The sequence below is a fragment of the Vibrio sp. WZ-1 genome (genome assembly GCF_052037695.1).
In the GTDB taxonomy this organism is placed as follows: domain Bacteria; phylum Pseudomonadota; class Gammaproteobacteria; order Enterobacterales; family Vibrionaceae; genus Vibrio.
In genome coordinates this window covers 73,599-97,765 of the sequence record NZ_JBQEQR010000085.1, presented here as the reverse complement: position 1 = coordinate 97,765, position 24,167 = coordinate 73,599, and the positions used below count along the sequence as shown (strand labels likewise).

The 24,167-nt window shown below is 44.3% G+C and carries 27 protein-coding genes; 9 read left to right on the top strand and 18 right to left on the bottom strand.

Annotated features, from left to right (window positions below; genetic code table 11):
• The first annotated feature begins 164 nt into the window (after positions 1-164).
• The 4 genes from ACTS60_RS21170 (at position 165) to ACTS60_RS21155 (ending at position 2,972) form a co-directional block, all read left to right on the top strand.
• A complete protein-coding gene (locus ACTS60_RS21170) occupies positions 165-1,742 on the top strand; it encodes an alkaline phosphatase (RefSeq protein WP_440889861.1) in 1,578 nt (525 codons plus the stop codon).
• A 132-nt stretch (positions 1,743-1,874) separates the two neighbouring features.
• Positions 1,875-2,171: a ribbon-helix-helix domain-containing protein gene (locus ACTS60_RS21165; protein WP_143692763.1), complete on the top strand. Its 297-nt coding sequence runs from the start codon at positions 1,875-1,877 to the stop codon at positions 2,169-2,171.
• An 81-nt stretch (positions 2,172-2,252) separates the two neighbouring features.
• Positions 2,253-2,648, top strand: a complete 396-nt coding sequence (locus tag ACTS60_RS21160; RefSeq protein ID WP_440889860.1) for a VOC family protein — start codon at positions 2,253-2,255, stop codon at positions 2,646-2,648.
• Between the two features lie 39 nt (positions 2,649-2,687).
• Entirely contained in the window at positions 2,688-2,972 is a 285-nt protein-coding gene (locus ACTS60_RS21155) for a putative quinol monooxygenase (protein ID WP_440889859.1), read from the top strand.
• Between the two features lie 67 nt (positions 2,973-3,039).
• Here the strand turns inward: ACTS60_RS21155 and ACTS60_RS21150 are convergent, their stop codons facing one another.
• On the bottom strand, positions 3,040-4,722 hold the full coding sequence (locus ACTS60_RS21150; RefSeq protein ID WP_440889858.1) for a mechanosensitive ion channel domain-containing protein: 1,683 nt from the start codon (positions 4,720-4,722) through the stop codon (positions 3,040-3,042).
• A 238-nt stretch (positions 4,723-4,960) separates the two neighbouring features.
• On the opposite strand from ACTS60_RS21150, the gene ACTS60_RS21145 reads away from it, so the two are divergent.
• Positions 4,961-5,212 (top strand): GlsB/YeaQ/YmgE family stress response membrane protein, encoded by a 252-nt coding sequence (locus ACTS60_RS21145; RefSeq protein WP_440889857.1) that lies wholly within the window; start codon positions 4,961-4,963, stop codon positions 5,210-5,212.
• Between the two features lie 65 nt (positions 5,213-5,277).
• Here the strand turns inward: ACTS60_RS21145 and ACTS60_RS21140 are convergent, their stop codons facing one another.
• Entirely contained in the window at positions 5,278-5,718 is a 441-nt protein-coding gene (locus ACTS60_RS21140) for a YcgN family cysteine cluster protein (protein WP_440889856.1), read from the bottom strand.
• Between the two features lie 220 nt (positions 5,719-5,938).
• On the opposite strand from ACTS60_RS21140, the gene ACTS60_RS21135 reads away from it, so the two are divergent.
• Positions 5,939-6,187, top strand: a complete 249-nt coding sequence (locus tag ACTS60_RS21135; RefSeq protein WP_440889855.1) for a YkgJ family cysteine cluster protein — start codon at positions 5,939-5,941, stop codon at positions 6,185-6,187.
• On the opposite strand, the gene ACTS60_RS21130 is transcribed toward ACTS60_RS21135, so the two are convergent.
• The 3 genes from ACTS60_RS21130 to ACTS60_RS21120 are packed head-to-tail and all read right to left on the bottom strand — an operon-like array spanning position 6,184 to position 8,548.
• On the bottom strand, positions 6,184-6,846 hold the full coding sequence (locus ACTS60_RS21130) for a helix-turn-helix transcriptional regulator (protein WP_440889854.1): 663 nt from the start codon (positions 6,844-6,846) through the stop codon (positions 6,184-6,186). The genes ACTS60_RS21135 and ACTS60_RS21130 overlap by 4 nt on opposite strands.
• A gap of 28 nt (positions 6,847-6,874) precedes the next feature.
• Positions 6,875-8,152 (bottom strand): L-cysteine desulfidase family protein, encoded by a 1,278-nt coding sequence (locus tag ACTS60_RS21125; RefSeq protein ID WP_440889853.1) that lies wholly within the window; start codon positions 8,150-8,152, stop codon positions 6,875-6,877.
• A gap of 15 nt (positions 8,153-8,167) precedes the next feature.
• A complete protein-coding gene (locus ACTS60_RS21120) occupies positions 8,168-8,548 on the bottom strand; it encodes a RidA family protein (protein WP_440889852.1) in 381 nt (126 codons plus the stop codon).
• Between the two features lie 314 nt (positions 8,549-8,862).
• Between ACTS60_RS21120 and ACTS60_RS21115 the strand changes: the two genes are divergently transcribed.
• Complete coding sequence (locus ACTS60_RS21115; protein ID WP_440890150.1) at positions 8,863-10,122, top strand: amino acid permease; 1,260 nt, start codon at positions 8,863-8,865, stop codon at positions 10,120-10,122.
• Positions 10,123-10,337: 215 nt separating this feature from the next.
• Positions 10,338-11,036, top strand: a complete 699-nt coding sequence (gene aqpZ, locus ACTS60_RS21110) for an aquaporin Z (RefSeq protein ID WP_440889851.1) — start codon at positions 10,338-10,340, stop codon at positions 11,034-11,036.
• A gap of 53 nt (positions 11,037-11,089) precedes the next feature.
• Here the strand turns inward: aqpZ and recR are convergent, their stop codons facing one another.
• From recR to ACTS60_RS21075, 7 genes are all read right to left on the bottom strand, one after another.
• Positions 11,090-11,689, bottom strand: coding sequence for a recombination mediator RecR (gene recR, locus ACTS60_RS21105; RefSeq protein WP_010449502.1), 600 nt, complete (start codon positions 11,687-11,689; stop codon positions 11,090-11,092).
• Positions 11,690-11,719: 30 nt separating this feature from the next.
• Positions 11,720-12,049 carry a YbaB/EbfC family nucleoid-associated protein gene (locus ACTS60_RS21100; protein WP_005380618.1) on the bottom strand — a complete coding sequence of 110 codons (330 nt, stop codon included), beginning with the start codon at positions 12,047-12,049 and terminating at the stop codon, positions 11,720-11,722.
• 82 nt (positions 12,050-12,131) lie between these two features.
• A complete protein-coding gene (dnaX, locus tag ACTS60_RS21095) occupies positions 12,132-14,324 on the bottom strand; it encodes a DNA polymerase III subunit gamma/tau (protein ID WP_440889850.1) in 2,193 nt (730 codons plus the stop codon).
• A gap of 8 nt (positions 14,325-14,332) precedes the next feature.
• Positions 14,333-14,878: an adenine phosphoribosyltransferase gene (gene apt / locus ACTS60_RS21090; RefSeq protein WP_045385826.1), complete on the bottom strand. Its 546-nt coding sequence runs from the start codon at positions 14,876-14,878 to the stop codon at positions 14,333-14,335.
• 164 nt (positions 14,879-15,042) lie between these two features.
• Positions 15,043-15,429 carry a YbaN family protein gene (locus ACTS60_RS21085; RefSeq protein ID WP_440890149.1) on the bottom strand — a complete coding sequence of 129 codons (387 nt, stop codon included), beginning with the start codon at positions 15,427-15,429 and terminating at the stop codon, positions 15,043-15,045.
• A 33-nt stretch (positions 15,430-15,462) separates the two neighbouring features.
• Entirely contained in the window at positions 15,463-15,594 is a 132-nt protein-coding gene (locus ACTS60_RS21080) for a hypothetical protein (RefSeq protein ID WP_010449509.1), read from the bottom strand.
• Positions 15,595-15,809: 215 nt separating this feature from the next.
• Positions 15,810-16,916 carry a response regulator gene (locus ACTS60_RS21075; RefSeq protein ID WP_440889849.1) on the bottom strand — a complete coding sequence of 369 codons (1,107 nt, stop codon included), beginning with the start codon at positions 16,914-16,916 and terminating at the stop codon, positions 15,810-15,812.
• 284 nt (positions 16,917-17,200) lie between these two features.
• On the opposite strand from ACTS60_RS21075, the gene ACTS60_RS21070 reads away from it, so the two are divergent.
• The gene (locus tag ACTS60_RS21070) at positions 17,201-18,076 is read left to right on the top strand and encodes a LysR family transcriptional regulator (RefSeq protein ID WP_440889848.1); all 876 of its coding nucleotides are present in this window, start codon (positions 17,201-17,203) and stop codon (positions 18,074-18,076) included.
• Positions 18,077-18,139: 63 nt separating this feature from the next.
• Here ACTS60_RS21070 and purF read toward each other — a convergent pair whose 3' ends face one another.
• The 6 genes from purF to truA all read right to left on the bottom strand — a co-directional run bounded on the left by purF (position 18,140) and on the right by truA (position 24,078).
• Positions 18,140-19,654: an amidophosphoribosyltransferase gene (gene purF / locus ACTS60_RS21065; protein ID WP_440889847.1), complete on the bottom strand. Its 1,515-nt coding sequence runs from the start codon at positions 19,652-19,654 to the stop codon at positions 18,140-18,142.
• 36 nt (positions 19,655-19,690) lie between these two features.
• Positions 19,691-20,182 (bottom strand): CvpA family protein, encoded by a 492-nt coding sequence (locus ACTS60_RS21060; RefSeq protein ID WP_009842584.1) that lies wholly within the window; start codon positions 20,180-20,182, stop codon positions 19,691-19,693.
• Between the two features lie 61 nt (positions 20,183-20,243).
• A complete protein-coding gene (locus ACTS60_RS21055; RefSeq protein WP_440889846.1) occupies positions 20,244-20,837 on the bottom strand; it encodes an SPOR domain-containing protein in 594 nt (197 codons plus the stop codon).
• A 14-nt stretch (positions 20,838-20,851) separates the two neighbouring features.
• Positions 20,852-22,114 (bottom strand): bifunctional tetrahydrofolate synthase/dihydrofolate synthase, encoded by a 1,263-nt coding sequence (gene folC / locus ACTS60_RS21050; protein WP_440889845.1) that lies wholly within the window; start codon positions 22,112-22,114, stop codon positions 20,852-20,854.
• Between the two features lie 46 nt (positions 22,115-22,160).
• Positions 22,161-23,087: an acetyl-CoA carboxylase, carboxyltransferase subunit beta gene (gene accD, locus ACTS60_RS21045; protein ID WP_038887054.1), complete on the bottom strand. Its 927-nt coding sequence runs from the start codon at positions 23,085-23,087 to the stop codon at positions 22,161-22,163.
• A 196-nt stretch (positions 23,088-23,283) separates the two neighbouring features.
• The gene (truA, locus tag ACTS60_RS21040) at positions 23,284-24,078 is read right to left on the bottom strand and encodes a tRNA pseudouridine(38-40) synthase TruA (RefSeq protein WP_440889844.1); all 795 of its coding nucleotides are present in this window, start codon (positions 24,076-24,078) and stop codon (positions 23,284-23,286) included.
• Positions 24,079-24,167: the final 89 nt, after the last annotated feature.

The following is a 24,167-nucleotide window of genomic DNA, read 5'->3' as shown; positions in this document are numbered from 1 at the left end:
CCCATGACTTTCAACTCCTAAACTTAAATCAAAGCCCGCTTCGGTGGGCTTTTCTTATCGCTAGACCTCTTAGATGACAACTCAATGAACATTTCATTACGGTAGTAATTTTGTCATAAACCCTTGTTTTAATTGCATTGCTTTTATAAATAAGGAAATAAACAATGAAGCATATCGTAACTCCAATAATTACCGTATTCGCTGCCTCGACACTCTCCTTTAATGCTCTCTCGGCAGAAATTAAAAACGTTATCTTAATGATTGGTGATGGCATGGGCCCACAGCAAGTTGGCTTGTTAGAGACCTACGCAAACCACGCACCAAACTCCATTTACAAAGGCAGAACTACTGCACTCTATAAGCTAGCGCAAGAAGGTGTGATTGGTTCTTCTCTGACTAACCCTGAAGATGCTATTGTGGTCGATTCCGCTTGTTCAGCGACCATGTTAGCAACGGGTATTCCTACCGCATCTGAAGTCATAGGCATTGATAGCCAAGGCAACCATGTTGAAACTATTTTGGAAAAAGCGAAAGCAAAAGGTAAAGCGACGGGCTTAGTATCTGATACTCGAATGACCCACGCCACACCAGCCACTTTTGCCTCACATCAACCGCATCGTTCACTTGAGAACAGCATTGCGGTCGACATGCTAGAAACTGGCGTTGATGTCATGCTTTCTGGTGGTCTTCGTCATTGGATTCCAAAATCAACTAACGACAAAGGCGATACCTACAAGCAACTTGAGAAGCTCACTCAAGGTGATGTGTATCTAAAATCAAAGCGTAAAGATGAGCGTAACTTGCTAACCGAAGCGCAGCAGCAGGGTTACAGCTTAGCATTCAACCGTAATATGCTTGAAGAGGTGAAAGGCAATAAAGTACTTGGCCTATTTGCTTACTCTGGTATGAGCGATGGTATCGCCTACAGCCAGAGTAAAAACGATCCACAACGAACTCAGCCATCACTCAAAGAAATGACCGAGAAAGCGTTAGATGTGCTCTCAAAAGACAAAGATGGCTTCTTCTTGATGGTAGAAGGTGGACAAATTGACTGGGCAGGCCACAGCAACGATGCGGGCACCATGCTGCATGAACTGATCAAATTTGACGAAGCCGTTAACGCTGTTTACGACTGGGCAAAAGGTCGTGAAGATACGCTTGTTATTGTAACCGCAGACCACGAGACAGGTTCCTTCGGCTTTAGCTACTCTTCAGCAAACCTTCCTAAGCCTGAAAAACGTAGTGGTGAAGCCTTTGCTAAGCGTGATTACGCACCAAACTTCAACTTTGGTCAGTTTGATATTCTCGATGGCCTCTACAATCAAAAGCAAAGCTACTACGGCATGATCAGCGAGTTCCAAAAGCTCGATAAAGCACAGCAAACACCGGAAAAACTCGCTGAGATTGTGAATTCAAGCAGTGAGTTTTCTATCACCCCAAAGCAAGCAGAACGCGTATTGGCAAGCAAACCAAACCCTTACCGCTTAGCTAGCCACAAGTACTTGAGTGAAGAAGCAGTCCCAGCTGTCAATGACTTTGATGCGTTCTTCCCATACAACGACAGAGGTAACTTACTCGCTCGAGAACAAGCCACCAAGCAAAATACCGTTTGGGGAACAGGCACACACACACATACACCAGTCAATGTGTTCGCTTGGGGACCAGCGGGTACCATTCTGCCAGTATCGAAGATAATGCATCACTCACAACTTGGTGAATACCTTATCCAGCAAATCAAATAATCCATGCTCCGCACTGATTACATTGGTGCACTTCCACGCCCTCACTTGAGGGCGTTTTTTACATTGAAACGGTTGACGCCCTGCTCTTCAACATCCAATATTTGCGGATTATTGAAAATAATGAACCGTATTATGTGTGAAATATTTGCCAAACAGCCCCAGGATAATTATCAGTTTATCACTCGCTCTATCCGCATTGATGGCCATGCCACCAGCGTGAAATTAGAATCGAGCTTTTGGTTGATTCTTGAAGAGATCGCTTCCGCTCAAGATATGACGGTGCCTAAGTTCATCAGCACCGTTTACCAAGAAGCATTAGAGCACAATGGTGAAGTCAACAATTTCGCTTCTCTATTACGTTGTGCTTGCCTCACCTACGCTCGCCAACCTCAAACAACGATTGAGAGCGCACTCTGCGAACTTAACTAATTCCAATTTGATTGTCGTACTTGAGTACTACCTATTGCTACCCAAAACTGACTAGTCTGGGCGCACTAATAAGGAGTACTCATGACAAAAATGATTCATACCATGATCCGCGTAAGTGATCTGGAGCGTTCTCTTAAGTTTTACCGCAATGCACTTGAGCTAGAAATCAAAGACCAATATATCTTCGACGGGTTTTCTCTTACCTATTTAGCTAACCCAGAAACAGGCTTCGAACTGGAGCTTACCCACAATCATGATCAGAGCGAGCCGTATACTCATGGTACTGGTTACGGCCACCTTGCTGTCAGTGTCGAAGATATCGAGGCCACTCATCAGCACATCAAAAACTTAGACATTGAGGCGAGTGACATTAAAGCGTTTGATCACCAACAAAAGCACCTTGCTACCTTCTTCTTTATTACCGATCCAGACGGCTACAAGATTGAGTTCTTGCAACGTCAAGGTCGTTATCTATAAAACGATATCTTTCATAACAACAAAGAAGTAAACACAACTATGATTCATTTAACAGCTGCATTTCACGCTAAACCAGAACATGCGTTACAACTAAAGCAAGCTTTAGAGGCAATGTTAGAACCGACTCGCAATGAAGCAGGCTGCCTGCGCTACCAACTGTTCCAAGATAAAAACGACTCAACCCAGTTCTTGTTCCAAGAGCAGTTTGCTGACCAAGCGGCGTTTGATCAACACTGTAAAACAGAACATTTTCAAACCTTACTCGCTTCACTAGACGGTTTGTTGTTAAGCGAGCCGAAGCTAACCTTCTACGAAGAGTTGTAATAGTTCAGTAGCACTAAGAATAAAAAGGCACTCAATTGAGTGCCTTTGTTTTGTTTGTTCGGTATGTCTAAGCTTCTTTCTTATCCACCATGTGTAAGTGCACATCTTGTTGTGGGAAAGGAATAGAAATACCTTCGCGATCGAAGCGCAGTTTCACTTCCTTGGTTACATCCCAATATACATCCCAGTAATCATCGGTTTTTACCCAAGGGCGAACAATGAAATCTACTGAAGATGTATTTAACGTGTGTACCTTGATATTAGGTTCAGGAGAACGAAGGACCGAAGGGTGCGACGTAACAATATCGTTTAGCACTTCTTCTGCTTTAAGCAGATCATCGGCATAGCCGATGCCAAAAATCATATCAACACGACGAATACGCTCATGGGTGACGTTTTTAATTACATCCCCCCAAATTTTGCTGTTTGGTACGATAATAATTTGGTTATCGAAGGTACGAATTGTGGTATTTACTAAGCTCATATGGCTTACCTTACCATCTACTCCACCAGCATAAACAAAATCGCCAACATCAAACGGTCGGTAAATCAATAACATCATACCTGCCGCAAAGTTCGACAACGTATCTTGCAACGCAAAACCGATAATCACACCAGCGATACCAAAACCCGTCAAAATTGGCGCTAGGTTCAAACCGATTTGAGACAAACCAACCATGATACCAATCACCCAAACCGCTTTACCTGACATTGAGATAAAGAAGTCTTGCATTAGGTGAGAGAGTTTTAGGTTTTTTGAAGCCACTGTTTTACTCACAACTTTGCGAGTTAGCTTGGCTAAGGCACGTGCAATAATAAGAATTAGCACAAATACGAACAGCTGGAAGATATGTTGAGGCGCGTTCTCCGCGAACCAATCTACCGCAGAGTTCGACCAATGGCTCAGGATAGACAGAATGACTTTTGAATTAAGAAGATCATGGGTGATGCTCCCTGTCACTTCGAAAATCTGACGCTTATATTCAGAGGTTTCTAAACCAACTTTATCACCAATGGAAATCAGTTTTCGCAAGCTGTCCGTTGCAATACCGAGTCTCTGTTTAAGGATTAACTGGCTTAGTTGGAGCGATGCTTTTTCTGACTCTGGGCTTGAAGACAGCTGAGAGGCAACGACACCACTTTGTTGATTCAAGTATTCAATCGAAGCCGAAAGTAAGCGCATTCGTTTGTCGATACTTTCCTTAAGCTCTAACTCCGCATCTTGATCTTGGATATCGAGTTTTTTCAACCAAGTCAGGTTTTGCCAGCTTGAGTCATAGCTTGCATCAAGATATTGCTGCAACTCTCGATAGCTATTAATCAGAGATAGCTTATCTTCGTCCTTAGCTTTATTAATTTCCGCCAATAGCACTTTGATTTTTTCATCTAAATAGGCCGTTGCGCCCACAGAGTACTTTTCTTGAGTTCTAACCAAATCAAGTAATTGGCTATGAGGAATTGATTTGTGATCGATGGCGGTGGCTAATCGGCTTCTTAACTCTTCATTTTTCTGAAAAAGCTGAAGTTGCAGCGCATCACGCTCATCACCGCTAGCTTGTTTCAGAGTTTCAGACAAGTCGATGATGTCTGTGTTGATGCTATCAATCGCTTGTTCCGCAGCTGATACCGTCGGGGCTTCGGTCTCACTTTCTGTTGCTTGCACAATAAAGGTGCTCATAGAAGCCATAACAATGGTCAAAATAAATAACAAGGAAGCGAAACGCATTTTTAGGGGGGATAGAAACGCCATTATTACCTCATTCAAAAAAGTGATTCCGTTCTAAGAGTTCAATAGTTACTCAAAGAGACTTAAACACCTGAAATTATAGTTCTTAAGTTTACAACACGACTTTAAATGTCGAACAGCATTTCGTTACACATATGTCAAAGTTCATAGCGCAGCTTCAAAATATTCCCCATCCCGCTTAAATGGAATGAACTATGATTTAGTCGTATACGTGTAACTTCAACTTATGTAAGGGAAAATTATGGGCGTTATATCGTGGATTATTCTTGGCTTGATTGCTGGTGCGTTAGCAAAATGGTTAATGCCAGGTAAAGATGGTGGCGGCTGGATTGCAACAATGCTACTTGGTATCGCAGGGGCATTCGTTGGCGGTTTTTTAGGTAGTTTTGTCGGCCTTGGTGGTGCAGATGGAATCAATATCGGCAGTATCATTACAGCGACACTGGGGGCTTTTGTCCTATTGTTTGTCTACAATCGCTTCTTGAGAGGCTAAGCCCCTTTTACCTTACCCGATAACAACAAGCCTCTCATTTTGTTGAGAGGCTCGTTTAAGTTTGGTTACGAACGATTTGGGTGGTTCAAAATGTGGTCTTCCCAGTCCACCACATCAATCTCATACACCACTTTATTTCTCACACTTTCCCCAGCAGCATGCATCTCGGACTTAGAACCAGTGATCAGTGGGTGCCACTCTGGCAGTGGTTGGTTTTCTGCCAACAAGCGGTACGCACAAGTGTGTGGTAGCCATGTGAAATCATCAATGTCTTCACGGGTTAGCTTGGTGCACTCTTCACCCGAAGTGAAGCGATTCGGGTAATCTTTGCACGAACAAGTTTTGCTGTTTAGCCAGCTACACGCCACGTTGGTGTAGTAGATTTCATCCGTATCTTCATCCATTAGCTTGTGCAGGCAACACTTGCCGCATCCATCACAGAGAGATTCCCATTCTTCTTCTGTCATGTGTTCTAACGATTTACTTTGCCAAAATGGAGTGCTCATACGCTTACTACTTATTACTGAATGGGATTGAATTGGGAGCGTTTTATACCCCTCTGAACGGCAAAATTCAAGTTTTACGGCCTTACTGGAGTGATAGGATCATTGAGTAAGATTTGTTCGTATTTAGCCAGGTGACCTTATGGATAGGAATTTACGCACACCTCTTCCAATCTGGCGAGAAATGTCCATAATGCCCCCTTATTTTTACGAGGGCTTATAAATGGAATGTCGATTGGGTTGTGGAGCGTGTTGTATCGCACCAAGTATCTCTTCTCCTATTCCGGGGATGCCAAAAGGCAAACCTGCGGGAGAGCGTTGTATTCAATTGAATGACGACAACCTATGTAAGCTGTTTGGGAAACCAGAACGCCCAAAAGTTTGCCATGACTTTAAACCTTGCCCAGTCGTGTGTGGCAAAACCAATCAGGAAGCGATCTGCAATATTACAGAGCTCGAGCAACTGACTTAATCATTACTGCCAAGTTCTCTAAGGTAAAGGTAAATCGTATCGCGTGAAATCCCGAGATGATTTGCCACCATCAATACCGCATCTTTGTATTTGAAAATTCCCAAGCCCTGTAAACGCGTCACCAACTCACGGTTACGTTTTGACGGGGAGATCGCCTCATTCGCCCACACTTCCGATTGCACTGTGTCAATAGTACTGATGATGGTTTCATCAATGTTGCGCGCAAAAGTTTCTGGTGAACGAGCATTCCCTGCACAACAATCATTTTGTTGAGTAGGCATGATCGATCTTAAAAAATCCTGCATAGGCACATCCATGTCCACGTTAATACACAACAATCCTATTGGTTTGTTTTTTGGGTTGCGGACGATGGTGGTGATTGAATGCAGGGTTTTTCCACTCGCAGTTTTGGTGACGTACGAATCTGAAACATCGTTGCCTTCAAGTAGTTTCATTCTTGCTAAGTTAGTAATCGGAGCTCCTTCTCCACGTTCGGTAACATGGCCATTGGCGATTTTGATGATCTCCGGCGCTTCCGAATCTAGGCTGTGAAGAACGACTTCAGTATGCTCACCGTACATGCGTGCAATACCGTCGACAACGTTCTTCATTGAATTCAAAATATCTAAATCACTTTTGGTGAGTTTCTTAAGCTGCAATGTTACTTCCCTTAGCAAAACGTTGAGGCTAGGCCGACATGATATCGATAATAGATTTATCAGTATACGGCATACCAAGTCTAACCATTGAACCGACGTTTCTTATTGTTTGTTCAACTTCGTCGCCTACTATACCTTGATTCTTCACGCTGTGGTTACCCATCGCCATCAAATATGAGCGCACCGCTGTGGTTGAAGAAGTGCAGACTTTCATCGCGCATGATGATTTAGCACCATCGCACACCATGCCTGAACTATCACTGATAACGTTCTGAATCGCGTAGCAAGATTGTTCAAACGAACCACCCGACAAATACACTAACGCCATGGATGCCGCCGCGCTGGTTACGGTGTTACCACAGAAAGCAGACAACGGTGGGTAGTAGGATTTAATATAAATCGCACCCAAATGACTCATGATCAGCGCACGTGCTAATTGCTCGTCATTACTTTGGAACGCTTCTGCTGCAATCACTACGGGAACCGTCGCGGCGATCCCTTGGTTTCCACTACCAAAATTGCTCATCGCTGGTAATGTTGCCCCACCCATTCGTGCATCCGATGCCGCAGAAGTCATCATCTGAATTCGGCTCATCAAGTCATTCCCAAGCAAACCTTGCTCGATATTGCCTTTAAGCGTTCTTCCAATTTCCAAACCGTAACCACGATCAATCCCTTCTTGTGCTAAAGAGCTATTCAACTCTGCGGCTTGTAAGATGAACTTGATGTCATCAAAAGGCGCTTGAAGCGCAAAGTCATAAATTTGCTGAATGGAAATATCAACACCTTCACACACAGAACCCGTCGCGATGCGTTGCTGCGGCGGTGTATCAAATGTCACTTCACCATTTCGTGAGATCTGAATAATGTTAGTGTGTCCGCCACTGATGGTCACAGAAACAGTATCGTCTCCAGCGGCCATGGTCACGCTACAAAAAATAAATTCTTGTGTATCGATACGAGCAACACTGACTCGTTCCTCGTCGATCAGTTGCTGGGCAGCAGTGACATCGTCTTGATTGATTTTGGCAAGTACCTCAAGTTCTGCATTAGGGTCACCTGCCAATGCACCAACTGACGCTGCGATCTTGAGACCAATTTTCCCGGTTCCGGGAACATAAACTCCCATCGAGTTTTTAAATAAATTGTCAGAGACACGGACTTCAATCCTCTCTGGGGTCTGGTTTCCAAGCTCACGCTTTGCAACTGCTGCCGCATATGCAGCAGCAATGGGTTCGGTACATCCGAGAGCAGGCTTCACAACTTGCTTAATGATCTGGATATATTGGTTCCATTGCTGATTCATGCTTCTTTCTCCGTACTACTTTTTGCAAGCAATCGCTTCAACTTCAATCAAGACGCCTAGCGGAAGGTCTTTTACCGCAAAGCAGCTACGCGCAGGGCAATCTTTATGAAAGAACTCTGCATAAACTTTATTGAATTCAGCAAAGTCACTGATGTTCGCTAGGTAACACGTCGTTTTCAAAACAGTGTCAATGCTGCCACCACCTGCTTCTAGTACGTGTTTCAAGTTAGTCAGAGATTGATGACTCTGCGCGGTAATGCCACCTTCAACAACGTTGCTGGTTGTACTATCAACCGGGAGCTGACCTGAAGTAAAAATCAGGTCACCGTAAGCGGTGCCATGTGAATAAGGGCCAATAGCAGCGGGAGCGTGCTCTGAAGCAATCAATTCTTTCATCTCAATCCTCACATAATTTTTAGTTTTATCTAGAAAACTCAACGTTAGCTTTCATTTCATCGTCATTCTTTCAACTAAATATGAGCAAAACAACCACCCAAGATCACACAAATCGATCTTAATTCAGATTTTATTGAGTATTTTTGCCGAGATCTCAAAATCATCTGAATATTCCACAAAAAATTTGTTGTTAAAGTTTTTCTCAAATAGATTTGAGAAAAATTCATACTAACAAAGAGAAAACGACAATGAGCGTTACTGTACCTACACAAACTCTTCCAATAACTAAAGAGCCACCTCACGTTAAAGCTGGCATGACTCTAGAGCAATGGAAAGCGGCAACCAAATTTGATAGCACTGACTGGGGTTGGGTAATCATGAGTATCGGCATGGCAATCGGTGCTGGTATTGTTTTTCTTCCAGTAAAGGTGGGCGTACTCGGTATTTGGGTATTCCTTGCCTCAGCGGTGATTGGTTATCCCGCGATGTACTTATTCCAACGTCTTTTTATTAACACACTTTCTACGTCTCCGAAATGCCAAGACTATGCAGGTGTTATCTCTGGCTACCTTGGTAATAAATGGGGCGCATTATTAGGGGTGCTCTACTTCATCATGTTGGTGATCTGGGTATTCGTATACTCGACGGCAATCAATAATGACTCAGCCTCTTTCCTACACAGCTTTGGTATCACAGAGGGGCTGTTGTCGGAAAACCCGTTGTATGGTCTAGCATTGGTTTGCGCTTTGGTGGCGATCGCGTCTCGTGGAGAAAAGATCCTATTCAAAGTCAGTACTGGATTGGTGTTGATCAAGCTATGTACTGTTGCCCTGCTTGGCTTCATGATGGTAGAAAAATGGGATGTAGCGAATTTAGGTAGCGTCCCTACAGCGGGTGCTGGATTGAAAGACGCCATTGAGCTACTGCCTTTCACCCTAACCTCTATTCTGTTCATTCAAAGTTTAAGCCCAATGGTAATTTCTTACCGTTCGAAAGAAAAATCCATTGAAGTTGCCCGTTTTAAAGCGATGCGTGCCATGAATATCGCTTTTGGCATTTTGTTTGTTACTGTGTTTTTCTACGCGATTTCGTTCACGTTAGCGATGTCTCATGAACAAGCAGTTCGTGCAGCAAATGAGAATATCTCTGCACTTGCGATGGTAGCTCAAGGAATGGACGGCACGACGTTGAAACTTCTTAGCCTGATGTTGAACATCTTCTCTGTGATGACAGCATTCTTTGGTGTCTACCTTGGTTTCCGTGATTCTTGCCAAGGCCTAGCAATGCTCGCACTAAAAAAAGTGATGCCTGAAGAACAAATCAACAAAGAACTTGTGACAAAAGGCATCATCTTATTCGCAATTCTGATGGCATGGGGCGCTATTGTACTGAACTTACCTGTATTGAGTTTTACTTCAGTATGTAGCCCTATCTTCGGTCTGATTGGTTGTTTAATCCCAGCTTACCTAGTGTATCAAGTACCTTCTCTACACAAGTACAAGGGCGCTTCGTTATACCTAATCATTGCAACGGGTATTTTGCTGTGTATCTCACCGTTTATCGCTTTTAGCTAACGACTCCTCTCACCTCGGTTATCATTTTATCTATGTGGTAGCCGAGGTTTTCATCTCAATTTTCGCACCTCCCCTTTCGCAATTATTCTGTTTCATATCTGAGACGATTTTATGCAAATCGCGCAATTCGCTTAATTTCCGTGTTTCAACTCACACTTTTCTGACAATTCTCGACTATGTTCAGCGGGTAATCTCAATCCGACATAGGAAACAATATGAATAAATACATGGCAGAGGTGTTTGGTTCTTTTTGGTTGGTGCTTGGTGGTTGTGGCAGCGCTGTGCTGGCCGCAGGCTTTCCTGACGTGGGCATCGGCCTATTAGGTGTTTCTTTTGCTTTCGGCTTGACCGTCCTTACGATGGCATTTGCTATCGGCCATATCTCTGGTTGCCACTTAAACCCTGCGGTTACTATTGGTTTATGGGCTGGTGGTCGCTTCGATACGAAAGACGTTGTACCTTACATCATTGCTCAAGTTGTCGGTGGTGTTATTGCAGGTGGCGTACTTTATGTTATCGCAACAGGCCAAGCAGGATTTGATGTTGTCGGTTCTGGTTTTGCCGCCAATGGTTACGGGACGCATTCCCCTGGTCAGTATTCTATGGTTGCTGCGTTGGTAACAGAAGTTGTAATGACGATGATGTTCCTGATCGTGATCATGGGTGCAACTGACAAACGTGCACCTCAAGGGTTTGCGCCTATTGCTATCGGTCTATGTTTAACGCTGATTCACCTAATCAGCATTCCTGTGACAAACACATCGGTTAACCCAGCACGTAGTACTGCTGTTGCGGTGTTTGTTGGTGACTGGGCTGTGTCTCAACTATGGCTATTCTGGGTAGCACCAATCGTTGGTGGTATTCTAGGTGCTCTTATCTACAAGAATCTTCTTGGTAAAGAATCAAACGATTAATTGGTTCTCTAACCGCAAGATCAAAAAAGCCGCTGAACTCAGCGGCTTTTTTATTAAATCTTATGTCGACCCAACAATGAGTGTGACAAGGTTGTCCCGTCCACGAGCTCAAGCTCGCCACCCACTGGCACACCATGTGCAATACGGCTTGCATCCACTTGGTGTTCTTTACACAACTCTGCAATGTAATGTGCTGTTGCTTCCCCTTCCACCGTAGGGTTGGTGGCAAGAATCACTTCAGAAACATCACCACGACGCAGGCGGTAATCCAATACATCAAGACCAATATCACTTGGACCAATACCATCCAGTGGTGATAAATGCCCCATCAGTACGAAGTATCGACCCGAGTATTGCCCTGTAGCTTCTACTGCGGCGATGTCTGCTGGGCTCTCTACTACACAAATTTGGCCGTTTTCTTGGCGTTTTGGGTTAGTACAGATATGACAAACTTCTTCTTCAGTAAAAGTGCGGCACTCGGTGCAATGACCAATTTCTGTCATTGACTGACTCAGCGCGTCTGCGAGCTGCAAACCGCCTTTTCTATCACGCTGTAACAAATGAAAGGCCATACGTTGTGCCGACTTAGGGCCAACCCCAGGTAGACAACGTAAGGCCTCCATCAATTGTTCCAGCATATGGCTGGTACGCATTAAAAATCCGCTTAATTAAAATTCAGCAGATTAGAATGGCATTTTCATGCCTGGTGGTAGTTGCATACCGCCAGTTACAGAAGCCATTTTCTCTTTTTGAGTCTCTTCAACGCGACGTGCTGCATCGTTGAATGCTGCAGCAATAAGATCTTCTAGCATCTCTTTGTCGTCTTCCATCAAACTTTCGTCAATATCTACACGACGCACACTGTGACTACCAGTGATCGTAACTTTAACTAGACCAGCACCAGACTCGCCAGTTACTTCCATATTCGCGATTTCTTCTTGAAGCTTTTGCATGCGATCTTGCATTTGCTGGGCTTGCTTCATTAGGTTGCCCATACCGCCTTTACCAAACATGTTTATCTCTCTGGTTTAATTAGGTGTTGCATCTGTTAATGGGGTTTTCACATCACGTTTTCAACCCCATTCCGTTCAAATTTTAGATAGGTCTAACACTATCTTTATCAAGCTCTGCAGCAAATCGACGTTCGATGAACTGGACATGCGGATCGTTTTCTAAGCTGATCAGAGCTTGTTGTAATTTTTCTTGGTAGAGTCTGTCTCTCAACTCAAGAGGGGTCTCGCCATTGTCACTTACATCAATACTTAAATGACACTCTTCGCCTAACACATCGTTTAGCGCCTTAAGAAGCTCACTCTGTGATCTGTCAGTGTTCAAGTGCGCCTGACTATCTCTTAATTGTAGCGAAACTGTCGAGCCTTCTTTGTTGAAATGCGAGTTTAATGCCAATTGTTCTACCAATTTCGGTGTATCCATTTGGCTAATTAAGCTCGCCCATTCGCTTTTCTCTAGCGATTCATCAACCAGTTTCTGCGCCATCTCTGGCGTCTTTTCATGTTCTAGCGCTTGCTTGAGCTGCGTAGGTGTCAACTGCGTGTTGGCTTTCTTCTCAACGGGTTTCGTTGGACGCCAACGGTACGCGTCATCCTCTGGTGCTTGTTTTTCAGCTTGAGGATCTGATTTAGGCGACACCGGCGCGGAATTGCCATGCAATTGCGCTAGACGATCAATGACCGATTCTTTTTGTGCAGATGTCGCGTTAGACTTTTTTGGGCCACCACTTTGTCCAGGCGCTTGTTGCTGCTGTCCTTGACGCTGTGAACGCAATTGATGGCGCAGGCCACTCAAGTTGCCACGAGCTGGTGCCGGTGCACTCTCTTGAGGCTGTTGAGGAGCTTGCTGCGTTGGTGCAGGGTTCTCACTCACTGGCGGAGCCATATCATATTGTGGTGGTACCATGTCGTAACCACCCTGATATTCAGGCTGGTACTGTGGCGCTTCGTTCATCGCATTTGGATTGTGTGGCGCAGGCTGGCTCGTTGGCTGAGATACCGCTTGTTGCTGCGGTGCCGATGTCATCGGGCGGCTTTGCGTTTGCTGCACGGGCGCTTGAGCGACTGACGCTTGTTGGTGCGATGGTGGCTGTTGAGAGGACTGCTGCAGAGCTCCTTTTGGCTGACTCGTACTCGCAGCTGGCACAACTTGTGGCTGTGATGATGTAGAAATCACGTTTGCGCCATTACTCGCTGATGGGCGAAATGCCATCATGCGCAATACAATCATTTCCATACCGACGCGACCATTTGGTGACAACGTCAGATCTTCACGGCCTTTCAACGCAATTTGGTAGTAAAGCTGCACATCTTGCGGTGTCAGAGCTTTACTTAATAATTCGATTTTTTCGGCATCAGGTTGAGCCTGATCCAAGGTCGATGGCAGGGCTTGATACATCGCGACACGATGAAGCTGCGATGCCAGTTGTTGTAACAATCCATCCCACTCCACACCGTTTGATGCAAGTTGTTGGATTTTATCCATCGCCTGTTGAGGTTGCTTACTGCTGATCGACTCAAGTAAGTGAATCGCTTGGTCAGTATCAATTGTCCCAAGCATGTGGCTCACGATATCGGTCTCAATCGTACCGTTACCGAGGGCAATCGCTTGATCAGTTAAGCTTAATGCATCGCGCATACTGCCATCTGCAGCGTGCGAGATCATGCCAAGTGCTCTTGCTTCTGCAGAGACTTGTTCTTTTTCCAGAATATGGTCAAGTTGCTGATGAATCTCATCAACACTGATTGGCTTTAGGTGGAACTGCAAACAACGCGACAAAATCGTCACTGGCAGTTTTTGAGGATCCGTTGTCGCCAACAAGAACTTCACATACTCAGGCGGCTCTTCCAACGTTTTTAACAGCGCATTGAAAGAGTGACGCGAAAGCATGTGTACCTCATCGATGAGGTACACTTTAAAACGTCCGCGAGCGGGTTTGTATTGAACGTTGTCTAATAGTTCACGAGTGTCTTCAACTTTAGTGCGAGAAGCTGCGTCAATCTCTAATAGGTCAACAAAACGACCTTCATCAATCTCACGACAAGTATCACACTCTCCACACGGGTTAGCGGTAATACCTGTCTCACAGTTCAGACCCTTAGCAAACAGTCGGCCAATTGACGTTTTACCAACGCCTCGTGTGCCGCTAAATAAGTACGCATGGTGTAAGCGATTTTGCGCTAACGCGTTCTCCAAAGCCGTCAGGACATGGTTCTGGCCTACGACTTGGTCAAACTTATTAGGACGCCATTTTCGCGCTAAAGCTAAATAACTCATTGAATGTATTAGTGTCCTTCAAACTCACAAATGCTGTAAACGTTTAGACCTAGGCCTTCAAGACGCTTGTCACCACCGATTTCTGGTAGGTTGATAACGAATGCAGCATGCTCTAACTCACCGCCTAGCTGACGGATAAGTTTCGTTGTTGCTTCAATTGTGCCACCAGTCGCTAGCAGATCGTCAACAACCAGTACTTTGTCGCCTTCTACGATTGCATCAGTATGAATCTCTAGCGTATCGACACCGTACTCAAGCTCATAAGATTGAGCTACCGTTGGGCGAGGCAGTTTGCCAGGCTTACGCACAGGAACAAAACCCACGCCTAACTCTAGCGCTAAAGGAGCGCCGAATAGGAAACCACGAGCTTCTGTACCCACAACTTTAGTAAAGCCCATGTCTTTGTAACGCTCAACCAATAGGTTAATCGTTGCTTGGTACGCTGTTGCGTCTTCAAGAAGGCTAGTTACGTCGCGGAAAAGGATACCTGGTTTTGGGTAGTCTTGAATGCTTTTGATGCTAGATTTGATCAGTGAAATTGTTTCTGTAGTCATAATACCGGTTTACTTAGATTGGCTCATCACCCTCTGTTCTAATCACAATATTATGAGGGCAATCAACAATAGGTTTTCATCGCTGTGTGTTTATTTTCTAAAAAACACAAGCGCTGAAAATACAAACGCCCACTCGAAGAGCGGGCACACTATTCCCTACAATCTTAGTGATTTTCTTCTCTGTCAGCAACAAGCTCAGTCACAGGTAGACGCATAAACCAACTCAGTAAAACGATTAGCATCACTAAAAGCGCAATTTTTACCCAGATGATGGGAGCAACCAGAATTGATACGGTAAAGCTGAGTACGATAAATAACGCACCACGTTGCTTAACTTTCCGAGTTACCGCTCTGTGTTTATGCCAGTTTTCTAACATTGTACCGAAGGTTTTATGCTCGTGGAGCCAATGATGAAATGCAGGGCTACCACGTAAAAAGCAGGCACTCGCTAAAAGGATAAAAGGTGTGGTCGGGAGTAAGGGGAGAACGATACCAGCAATGCCAAGTATCATGCAGAGTCCACCTGCAATATTGAATAAGTAACGCTTAATACGAATGGTGGACTCCGATAAACAATCGTTTAATTAAAAACCTGCGTAACCGTTCATTACGCGCAGCCAGGTTAACGTTGCAGGTAGAGTTGGGATCAAAAGGACTGCAATGAAACCTAAAAAGTAAAAAACATTATAAGGCTCTTTAAATTCTTTGTCTGCCATGGGCTTCTTCTCACTAGTTGACTTTACTTCTCCCAATTACGCCTCGTTAAATTATCGTTGCGCAAATGGGTCATTATTGTTTTAAGCGCTGACTATACCTTAAACAGCAAACGCTAAACACCGACAAAAAGTAAGGGTTTAAAGTATGAGAAGCCGGATACGAACCAACAAAAAACGGCGCAATGCGCCGCTTCAGTATAAATACACTGCCACAACTAAATAAGCCGACTCATCTGAATGATGCTAAGACTAAAACTAGAAGAGCCAATACAACCAATGGACAGCTGACCATTGGTATTAATAGCTAAATCTCTGGTAATAAAGTTCTTCACGCTTCCTTCACCTAAACTTAATCCAGCTGGCACATGATGATTCATATTGCCATTGATCCATTGGCTATCTAAGCCTGCTGGTAGTATCGATATTGAAGAAGAGGCCAGATCCGCCACACCAAATACCGCATTGACTGGAGCGGCACAATCTGAGCACTGAATGCCCTTCTCAATAATCTCGACAAGGTCTTTGAGATCAGCACTAAAGCTCTTCAGATTCCTCAGGTAATCATCAAACAAAGCTCGAATAAGCAAGGTTGTTGCAACCCCTCTCTCAGTCTGAGAAGCAGAATCCACCAGATAGAACGCAAACTGACCATTCATCAACCATCGATAATCAAATACCAAAGGCATAACGTCTGTGGATTGCAGTAATCGGTAAGAACACTTCCAATCGCCTTGGGTGGTATCTTTTTCTGGCAACAATGCATGCAACAGATCACGAGCTGCACTTGGATTGTTTTGTAGATACTCTAAGTGCCAATGCAACTCCTGTTCATCGGGCATCTCACCGCCATCATCGACTCGGAACCATTGGCTTGAAAAATCACGCTGCTCTGAAAAATGACAATCAGAATCCTCTAAAGTATTTTCAACGGCTTGAAAGAGGTGTTCATAATTACTAATAGGTTTAGGTAGAAAATCTTTAATACCAAACCTTAGTGCCTTCGCAACATCTGACATCTCGTTGGTAGCTGACACAACTATCAGGGGCAGCGATGGATACTCTAAACTAACCTCTTCGACGAACTCAATACCATCGAGCACTGGCATCGACAAATCACATAATATGACGTCGGGATCGTTACTTCGAAGTTGTTGCAGTGCATCTAGTCCGTTTTCAGCTTCTACTACCTTGAATCCCTGACTTTCCAAATAAGCACTAGTCACTTTGCGAAAAATCGGATCGTCGTCCACTAACATGATCAGTTTCTGAGTAACCGCTTCTTGCGCCGAGGCTATTGCTGTTTGACTGTGAGTCTTATACATACCTTTACACCTCACAAAGCTCAGTCAAAAAACAAATTAATAAGTCATTATTTTTGTTATATTTACGTCTTACGAAACGTTGCGCAGCAAGACATCAGGCCCTTTCACCTTGTTATAAACCGTAGCCTTAAAATGAGTTTTATACAAATATTGCATGTTTTATCAGTATTTACTCAGCTATGTCTCCTGTGTTGAAATGATGCAACATGTTGACTTGAAGCAAACTTTGATCACAAAGTTAATTATAAATTAGCCAAAAACGGTAATTTAAAGTGTCTGGAAATATGAAATTAGATGATTTGAACTTGTTTCGATTAGTTGTCGAAAATGGGAGCTATACCGCAACTTCGCGTAAAACCATGATTCCGGTGGCAACCATCACCCGACGTATTCAGGCGCTAGAAGATTCGGTTAACTTGCGACTGTTAAACCGCCATGCGCGAAAGCTCTCTCTAACAGAAGCTGGAGAGCGTTTTTATCATGAGTGTTCTCCCCTTCTTCAACGCCTCACTTCTGCTGCTGAAGAGATCACCGACGAATGTCGTGGTGCGTCTGGAAAGATAAAAATATCTGCACCTTATAATCTGACCAAGCGTATGATGATGCCGATGTTCAATGGTTTTATGCGCCAGTATCCAGATATCAATATTGAACTAACGACTGAAAGTAACGCCGATCAACTTGATCCGACGGAATGGGATGTCATTTTCCGCGTAGGTCCTCAACGTGATTCAAGTTTAATTGCACGTAAGATCGGCGAAGTTAAAGACATTTTAGTTGCTAGCCCTGATTATTTATCTGCAAACCCAGCTCCAACTCATGCAGAAGAACTCAGTAATCATTCACTACTTAAGGGACACCCTCTTCTTAAGTGGACGCTGATCAACAGCAAGGGTGAATCTGTCGTTAATATCGAGCGAGGTCGCTTCCAAGCTAACGCTCTAAATGTTGTTCGTAGCGCTTGTTCAGACAGTCTTGGGATTACCCTAATGCCTGACGTGATGATCAAAGAATTTATTGAACGTGGTGATTTGGTTCGTGTATTGCCAGATTGGAGCGCAAACCCACGTGACATCTACATGCTTTACAACCACAAAGATCACCTGCCTGAAAAGGTGCGTCTGTTCATTGATTTCGTGATTGCTTACAACATTCACTAAGTTAAAAACCATAAAAAAACCAGAGCCTTAGCTCTGGTTTTTTATTTCTTAAGAAGTCGCTAATTATGCGCCTTCATTATGCAGTTCAAGGTTTGCCAAATCTTGTTGAATTTCGCGTTCTGTCTTCGCATCGTCATTACGCATACCATCTAAGAAATCCAAATATTGCTGGTCGATGTCACCGGTAACGTATTCGCCATTAAATACTGAGGTATCGAACTGAGCAATATCTTGGTTACCTAAACCAACCGCCTCAACTAAATCATCAAGACGCTGGTAGATAAGCGCATCCGCACCAATTTGCTTACAGATAGTTTCGTTATCACGACCATGAGCAATCAGTTCAGTCGCACTTGGCATGTCAATACCATAGACGTTAGGGAAGCGCACTTCAGGAGCCGCTGAAACCATAAACACTTTGTTTGCCCCTGAGTCACGAGCCATCTCGATGATCTGCTCAGACGTAGTACCACGGACGATAGAGTCGTCAACTAGCAGCACGTTTTTGCCTTTAAACTCAGAGCGAATCGCATTCAGTTTACGGCGCACTGATTTCTTACGTTGCTGTTGGCCCGGCATGATGAAAGTACGGCCGACATAACGGTTTTTCACGAAACCTTGACGGTATGGCTTGTCGATCGCTTGAGCAATTTGCAGCGCAATATCGCAAGACGTTTCTGGAATTGGGATAACCACATCGATATCGAGATCCGCGTAGTCTTCACTAATTCGTTCACCTAATTTTTTACCCATTTCAACGCGTGCGCTGTAAACAGAAATTTTATCGATAAATGAATCTGGACGAGCGAAATAAACAAACTCAAAAATACATGGGTTAAGCTTTGGATTATCAGCACACTGCTTAGTAAACAATTCACCATCGAAGGTCGCATAAATTGCTTCACCTGGCGCTACGTCGCGTACAAAATCAAAACCAACCGCATCTAACGCGACTGACTCTGATGCCACCATGTATTCTGTTTTGCCATTATCTTCGCGCTTACCGAGACAAAGCGGACGAATCCCATGTGGGTCACGAAAAGCAATCATACCATGACCAATAATCATGGCCGCTACCGCATATGCGCCTCGGATAGTACGATGTACGTTAGTTACAGCGCGGAACACGTCTTCTGAAGTGACGTTACCTTTCACTGTGTCGATTTCATGAGCAAGCACATTCAGTAACACTTCTGAATCTGAAGTGGTGTTGATGTGGCGGCGATCTTTTTCAAACAGTTTCTGACGAACTTCGTGCGCGTTAGTCAGGTTCCCGTTGTGGGCAAGTGTAATACCGAAAGGAGAGTTTACGTAGAAAGGTTGAGCTTCTGAGGCACTTGAACTGCCTGCGGTTGGGTAACGCACATGTCCAATACCCACCTCACCTTGCAAGCGTTGCATGTGTTTTGCTTCAAACACATCCTTCACTAAACCGTTCGCCTTACGCAGACGAAAACGATTGCTTTCTATGGTACAAATACCAGCGGCATCTTGGCCACGATGCTGTAACACCGTTAACGCGTCATAAATAGACTGGTTTACAGGCGTTGTGCCCACGATTCCAACAATACCACACATGTCCTAATCCTCGATTTGCGACAGTAGCTGGCACTACTAGATAGTGCCAGACAAAAAACTTGATGTTGCTTGTAAGTGCTCGAAGAATGGGGCGATGATACGGCTGAACTCAGGGACCAACTGTGACTCTTTCCACCAATCCGAGCTTGGGAATGCAGTAAACGCATCCATAAAAAACAGCACCGCAGAAACAATCAGTACTCCACGTAAACCACCAAACACTACACCGAGAATTCGATCGGTGCCGGATAGTCCTGTTTTTTGTACCAGTTGACCAATGACGTAATTCACCACTGCACCAACCACTAAGGTTGCGACGAATAACGCCGCAATTGCGGCTCCGTTTCGAAACATTTCATCTTCGATGTTGGTGAAATACACCGCCAATTTGGCGTAGTAGTTACTGGAGATAAAAAATGCTCCGAACCAAATCACCAAAGACAAAGCTTCTTTAGCAAAACCGCGAACTAAACTGATCAGAGCTGAAAACCCGATCACACCTAAAATGACAAAATCTAACCAATTCATGTTTTCTTCATCTTAAGTTGGCGCGCATTTTAACAGAAAAAATGCTGACGCAAACGTTTTCTTATGGATTTAATGGCTTAAATTTAAGCAATTGACCTTTTGAGCCTGTAATTTTTTGCAATTCCTTGACCTGTCGTTCAAGTTTACTTTTTGATACATCAGGACCAACAATCACTCGAGTAAAGGTATTCTCTTTTTTCACATGAGCCTGGTAACCACGCTTCTGTAAATCTTCTACTAGCGCAACTGCATTCTCATGATTTTTCAGAGCCATCAACTGAATGATCCAAGCTGAATCTTCATATTGATTTTTTTCTTCAATCGGACGAACCGCGACTTCAACCTGTTCAGGTTGTTTCGTTTCTTCTGACTGCTTTACTGTCTGTTGCTTGGGCTCAGTGACAACGACTTCAACTGCTTCTGAATCATTCACGGTTGCCGTCACTGGGGAGTCAGGCAGCGAAATATCATCTTCAACAGGTTTCAATATTTCGAAGTTTTCCACATCGCTATCAAGTTCAGGCTTAATAGGAATGCTGGCAAACTCCTCTTTATAGTGGAGTTTCTTCCCATCTAGTACGTCAGGAAGAACGATAACCCCTACTGCGACTAGAATGATGGTGCCGACTAAACGACTCTGGAATTTACTTGCCATCAAATTACCTTTGATTACTCATTATTTGATTGCCAATGCTCCAATACTTCACCCACGGTATGGAATGAGCCAACCACCAAAATGACATCGTCTTGAGCCGCGTGAGTTTTTGCACTCTCAAAAGCCTCTACTGGTGTTTGGAACTGGACTTGACCTTGGGGTAAGTATTGGCACAGTTCATCTGCTGTTGCCGCACGTGGGCCAGTTAGCGATGCTGGATACCATTGCGTTGCAATTGAGCTTAACGCTTCGATTGTTGCCTTGATGTCTTTATCATGCAGCATAGCAACCACAACGTGGATGTTTTTATTTGCATATTTGCGTTTCACCTTCTCAACTAAGTATTCCGCTGAATGAGGGTTATGCGCAACATCAAGTACGATTTCAGGACTGGTCTGCAGAACCTGCATTCGGCCAGCTAAGCGCGCATTATTCAAGCCATTAACAATGTTAATGTCAGTGATTTGCAATTCTGAAGCACCAAGCGCCATTAAAGCAGTGGCTGCGTTTGGCAAAGGTAGAGAAGGAACAGGAAGATCATCAAGACCGAATGCGCCACTACTCCACTTCCAGCCATTCTCTGTCAGCTGGTAATCGAACTGAATACCAACTTGGAAGAAATCTGCACCAATGTCATCTGCATGTGCAGCAACAGATGCTGGTGGCGTTGGTTGACCACAAATAGCAGGTTTACCTGGACGGTAAATACCCGCTTTCTCGAAACCAATCACATTAATGTCATCACCCAACCAGTCGACATGGTCAATGGCCAAGCTAGTAATAACAGAAACATCATGATCAACCACGTTGGTCGCATCCAAGCGGCCACCAAGGCCAACTTCTAGTAAAACCACATCCACCTTCTCTACTTGAAAAATTCGAAGAGCGGCTAACGTACCGAATTCAAACAAGCTTAGGCTAATGTCGCCACGTTGTTGCTCAACGTAGTCAAACGCTGCACAGTGCTTGCTGTCTTCTGCATCGACTCCGTTAATACGAACACGTTCGTTGTAGCGAATAAGGTGTGGCGAGCTGTACACACCGACTGAGTAGCCTGCATCTAATAGAATAGCTTCCATCAACGCACAGGTTGAACCCTTGCCATTCGTGCCGGCAACAGTAATTACAGTAGGAGCTGGTTTAGTAAGGTTGGCTTTTTGTGCTACCGCTTGAACGCGGTCTAAGCCAAGGTCGATTGCTGAAGTGTGGAGTTTTGTTAAATAATCAAGCCACACCGCTAGAGGGGATGTGGCTTGAGGAATAGAGTTTTGGGTCATCTAACTTTAACCATTAATTTCTTTGGTTTTTATGTTAGTTGATACTTTACCCTTTTTCGTCCGCTTCTGGTACAGAATATGGCTCTTCATTTGGAGATTCGTTAACCGAAACCACCATAGGAGATTTGTGGTTAGTTAGCTTAGCCACTAGACCACCCACACGCTGACGCATTTCACGGCGGTCAACGATCATATCAATCGCACCGTGCTCCAGAAGGAACTCACTGCGTTGGAAGCCTTCAGGAAGATCTTCACGAACTGTCTGTTCGATTACACGACGTCCTGCAAAGCCGATAAGTGCTTTAGGCTCACCAATGTTAATATCACCTAGCATCGCCAAACTTGCTGATACACCACCCATTGTTGGATCTGTAAGTACAGAGATGAATGGCAGACCTTTCTCAGAAAGGCGCTCAAGTGCTGCACTGGTTTTCGCCATTTGCATTAGAGACATCAGCGCCTCTTGCATACGCGCACCACCACTTGCAGAGAAACAAACAAGTGCACAGTTGTTTTCAATTGCAGCATCTACCGCTTTTACAAAGCGAGCGCCAACAACTGAACCCATTGAACCACCCATGAAGGAGAATTCAAACGCACACGCTACTAATGGCATGCCAAGCAGTTCACCCTGCATAACAACTAAAGCATCTTTCTCACCACTGTTCTTTTGAGCGGCAGAGATGCGTTCTTTGTAGCGCTTTGAATCTTTAAACTTCAGTTTATCTTGTGGCTCGAACTCTGTACCTAGTTCAACGCGTTCACCTTCGTCTAGGAAAGTTTCCAAACGACGACGCGCTTTCATGCGCATATGGTGGTTACACTTAGGACAAACTTCTAGGTTACGTTCTAGTTCAGCATGGTATAGCACCTGCTCACAAGATGTACATTTAGTCCACACGCCTTCAGGGATAGAAGCTTTACGTGAACTTACAAGGTTGCTTTTCTCTAAAATCTTTTCAAGCCAACTCATGGAAGACCTTTTCTCTCAACTCTTCCGCTTCATTGCGAAAGATATAAATTCGGAATATTACGGACGGATTAAAACATATCTTGCCGCGACTGTAGATAAAAAACTGGTTGTACCTATTTTTGATACAGGTAACGCAACAATCGTTATCGCTATTATCTCTTCTAAAGTACCGATATTTTGAATTAAGTTCGTGAATTTAGTTCAAATTATCTGGCAAAAATAACGGACCGATCGGCACTCTTGGTAATCCAAACTCTTCTGGATAGTCCACATCTACCAAATACAAGCCTTCTGCTTTCGCCGTTGCTCCAGCTAACTTGCGATCTTTCGCTTCTAAAAGTGACTTGATCCACTCTGGCTTTTCTTCGCCACGGCCCACTTTAATCAAGCTACCCGTTATGTTGCGAACCATGTGATGAACAAAAGCATTCGCTTTAATGTCGATAACAACATAATCACCATGGCGAGTCACATTGAGGTGCATCATGTTGCGGCAAGGGCTTAGTGATTGACAGTGTGCAGCACGGAACGAACTGAAGTCATTCTCACCGAGCAAGTACTGCCCTGCTTCATGCATTTTTTTCTCATCTAACTCACCATGATAATGGCTCACACCTGAATTTAAGATGCCTGGACGCAATGCGTGATTGAAGATGATGTAACGGTAACGACGCGCAGTCGCTGAGAATCGTGCATGGAAGTCGTCAGGTACTTCTACCGCCCAGCGGACAGCAATATCACTTGGCATGTTCGCATTTGCGCCCATTGTCCAAGCAACCATTTTTCGACTTACGTTGGTGTCAAAGTGAACAACTTGACCAGTGCCGTGCACACCAGCATCTGTGCGACCAGCACACTGCACTTCTACAGGGTGGTTCGCGACAACAGAGAGTGCTTTTTCTAGCTCTTCTTGGACACTTTTCACTTCTCTTTGGCGTTGCCAACCAAAGTAATTTGTACCGTTATATTCGATACCTAATGCGATTCTCATTTTAACCTTCGAACTCTAAAATGGGGCGGGAAGTATATACGTAAGTCCTTCCAGATACAAAAATGGGCAGCGTTTGCTACCCATTTTTT

Excerpts from the sequence above, each read along its gene's own strand:
- ACTS60_RS21170 (WP_440889861.1), top strand. The coding sequence starts at position 165 with ATGAAGCATATCGTAACTCCAATAATTACCGTATTCGCTGCCTCGACA.
- ACTS60_RS21165 (WP_143692763.1), top strand. The coding sequence starts at position 1,875 with ATGTGTGAAATATTTGCCAAACAGCCCCAGGATAATTATCAGTTTATC.
- ACTS60_RS21160 (WP_440889860.1), top strand. The coding sequence starts at position 2,253 with ATGACAAAAATGATTCATACCATGATCCGCGTAAGTGATCTGGAGCGT.
- ACTS60_RS21155 (WP_440889859.1), top strand. The coding sequence starts at position 2,688 with ATGATTCATTTAACAGCTGCATTTCACGCTAAACCAGAACATGCGTTA.
- ACTS60_RS21150 (WP_440889858.1), bottom strand. The coding sequence starts at position 4,722 with ATGGCGTTTCTATCCCCCCTAAAAATGCGTTTCGCTTCCTTGTTATTT.
- ACTS60_RS21145 (WP_440889857.1), top strand. The coding sequence starts at position 4,961 with ATGGGCGTTATATCGTGGATTATTCTTGGCTTGATTGCTGGTGCGTTA.
- ACTS60_RS21140 (WP_440889856.1), bottom strand. The coding sequence starts at position 5,718 with ATGAGCACTCCATTTTGGCAAAGTAAATCGTTAGAACACATGACAGAA.
- ACTS60_RS21135 (WP_440889855.1), top strand. The coding sequence starts at position 5,939 with ATGGAATGTCGATTGGGTTGTGGAGCGTGTTGTATCGCACCAAGTATC.
- ACTS60_RS21125 (WP_440889853.1), bottom strand. The coding sequence starts at position 8,152 with ATGAATCAGCAATGGAACCAATATATCCAGATCATTAAGCAAGTTGTG.
- ACTS60_RS21120 (WP_440889852.1), bottom strand. The coding sequence starts at position 8,548 with ATGAAAGAATTGATTGCTTCAGAGCACGCTCCCGCTGCTATTGGCCCT.
- ACTS60_RS21115 (WP_440890150.1), top strand. The coding sequence starts at position 8,863 with ATGACTCTAGAGCAATGGAAAGCGGCAACCAAATTTGATAGCACTGAC.
- aqpZ (WP_440889851.1), top strand. The coding sequence starts at position 10,338 with ATGAATAAATACATGGCAGAGGTGTTTGGTTCTTTTTGGTTGGTGCTT.
- recR (WP_010449502.1), bottom strand. The coding sequence starts at position 11,689 with ATGCGTACCAGCCATATGCTGGAACAATTGATGGAGGCCTTACGTTGT.
- ACTS60_RS21100 (WP_005380618.1), bottom strand. The coding sequence starts at position 12,049 with ATGTTTGGTAAAGGCGGTATGGGCAACCTAATGAAGCAAGCCCAGCAA.
- dnaX (WP_440889850.1), bottom strand. The coding sequence starts at position 14,324 with ATGAGTTATTTAGCTTTAGCGCGAAAATGGCGTCCTAATAAGTTTGAC.
- apt (WP_045385826.1), bottom strand. The coding sequence starts at position 14,878 with ATGACTACAGAAACAATTTCACTGATCAAATCTAGCATCAAAAGCATT.
- ACTS60_RS21080 (WP_010449509.1), bottom strand. The coding sequence starts at position 15,594 with ATGGCAGACAAAGAATTTAAAGAGCCTTATAATGTTTTTTACTTTTTA.
- ACTS60_RS21075 (WP_440889849.1), bottom strand. The coding sequence starts at position 16,916 with ATGTATAAGACTCACAGTCAAACAGCAATAGCCTCGGCGCAAGAAGCG.
- ACTS60_RS21070 (WP_440889848.1), top strand. The coding sequence starts at position 17,201 with ATGAAATTAGATGATTTGAACTTGTTTCGATTAGTTGTCGAAAATGGG.
- purF (WP_440889847.1), bottom strand. The coding sequence starts at position 19,654 with ATGTGTGGTATTGTTGGAATCGTGGGCACAACGCCTGTAAACCAGTCT.
- ACTS60_RS21060 (WP_009842584.1), bottom strand. The coding sequence starts at position 20,182 with ATGAATTGGTTAGATTTTGTCATTTTAGGTGTGATCGGGTTTTCAGCT.
- ACTS60_RS21055 (WP_440889846.1), bottom strand. The coding sequence starts at position 20,837 with ATGGCAAGTAAATTCCAGAGTCGTTTAGTCGGCACCATCATTCTAGTC.
- folC (WP_440889845.1), bottom strand. The coding sequence starts at position 22,114 with ATGACCCAAAACTCTATTCCTCAAGCCACATCCCCTCTAGCGGTGTGG.
- accD (WP_038887054.1), bottom strand. The coding sequence starts at position 23,087 with ATGAGTTGGCTTGAAAAGATTTTAGAGAAAAGCAACCTTGTAAGTTCA.
- truA (WP_440889844.1), bottom strand. The coding sequence starts at position 24,078 with ATGAGAATCGCATTAGGTATCGAATATAACGGTACAAATTACTTTGGT.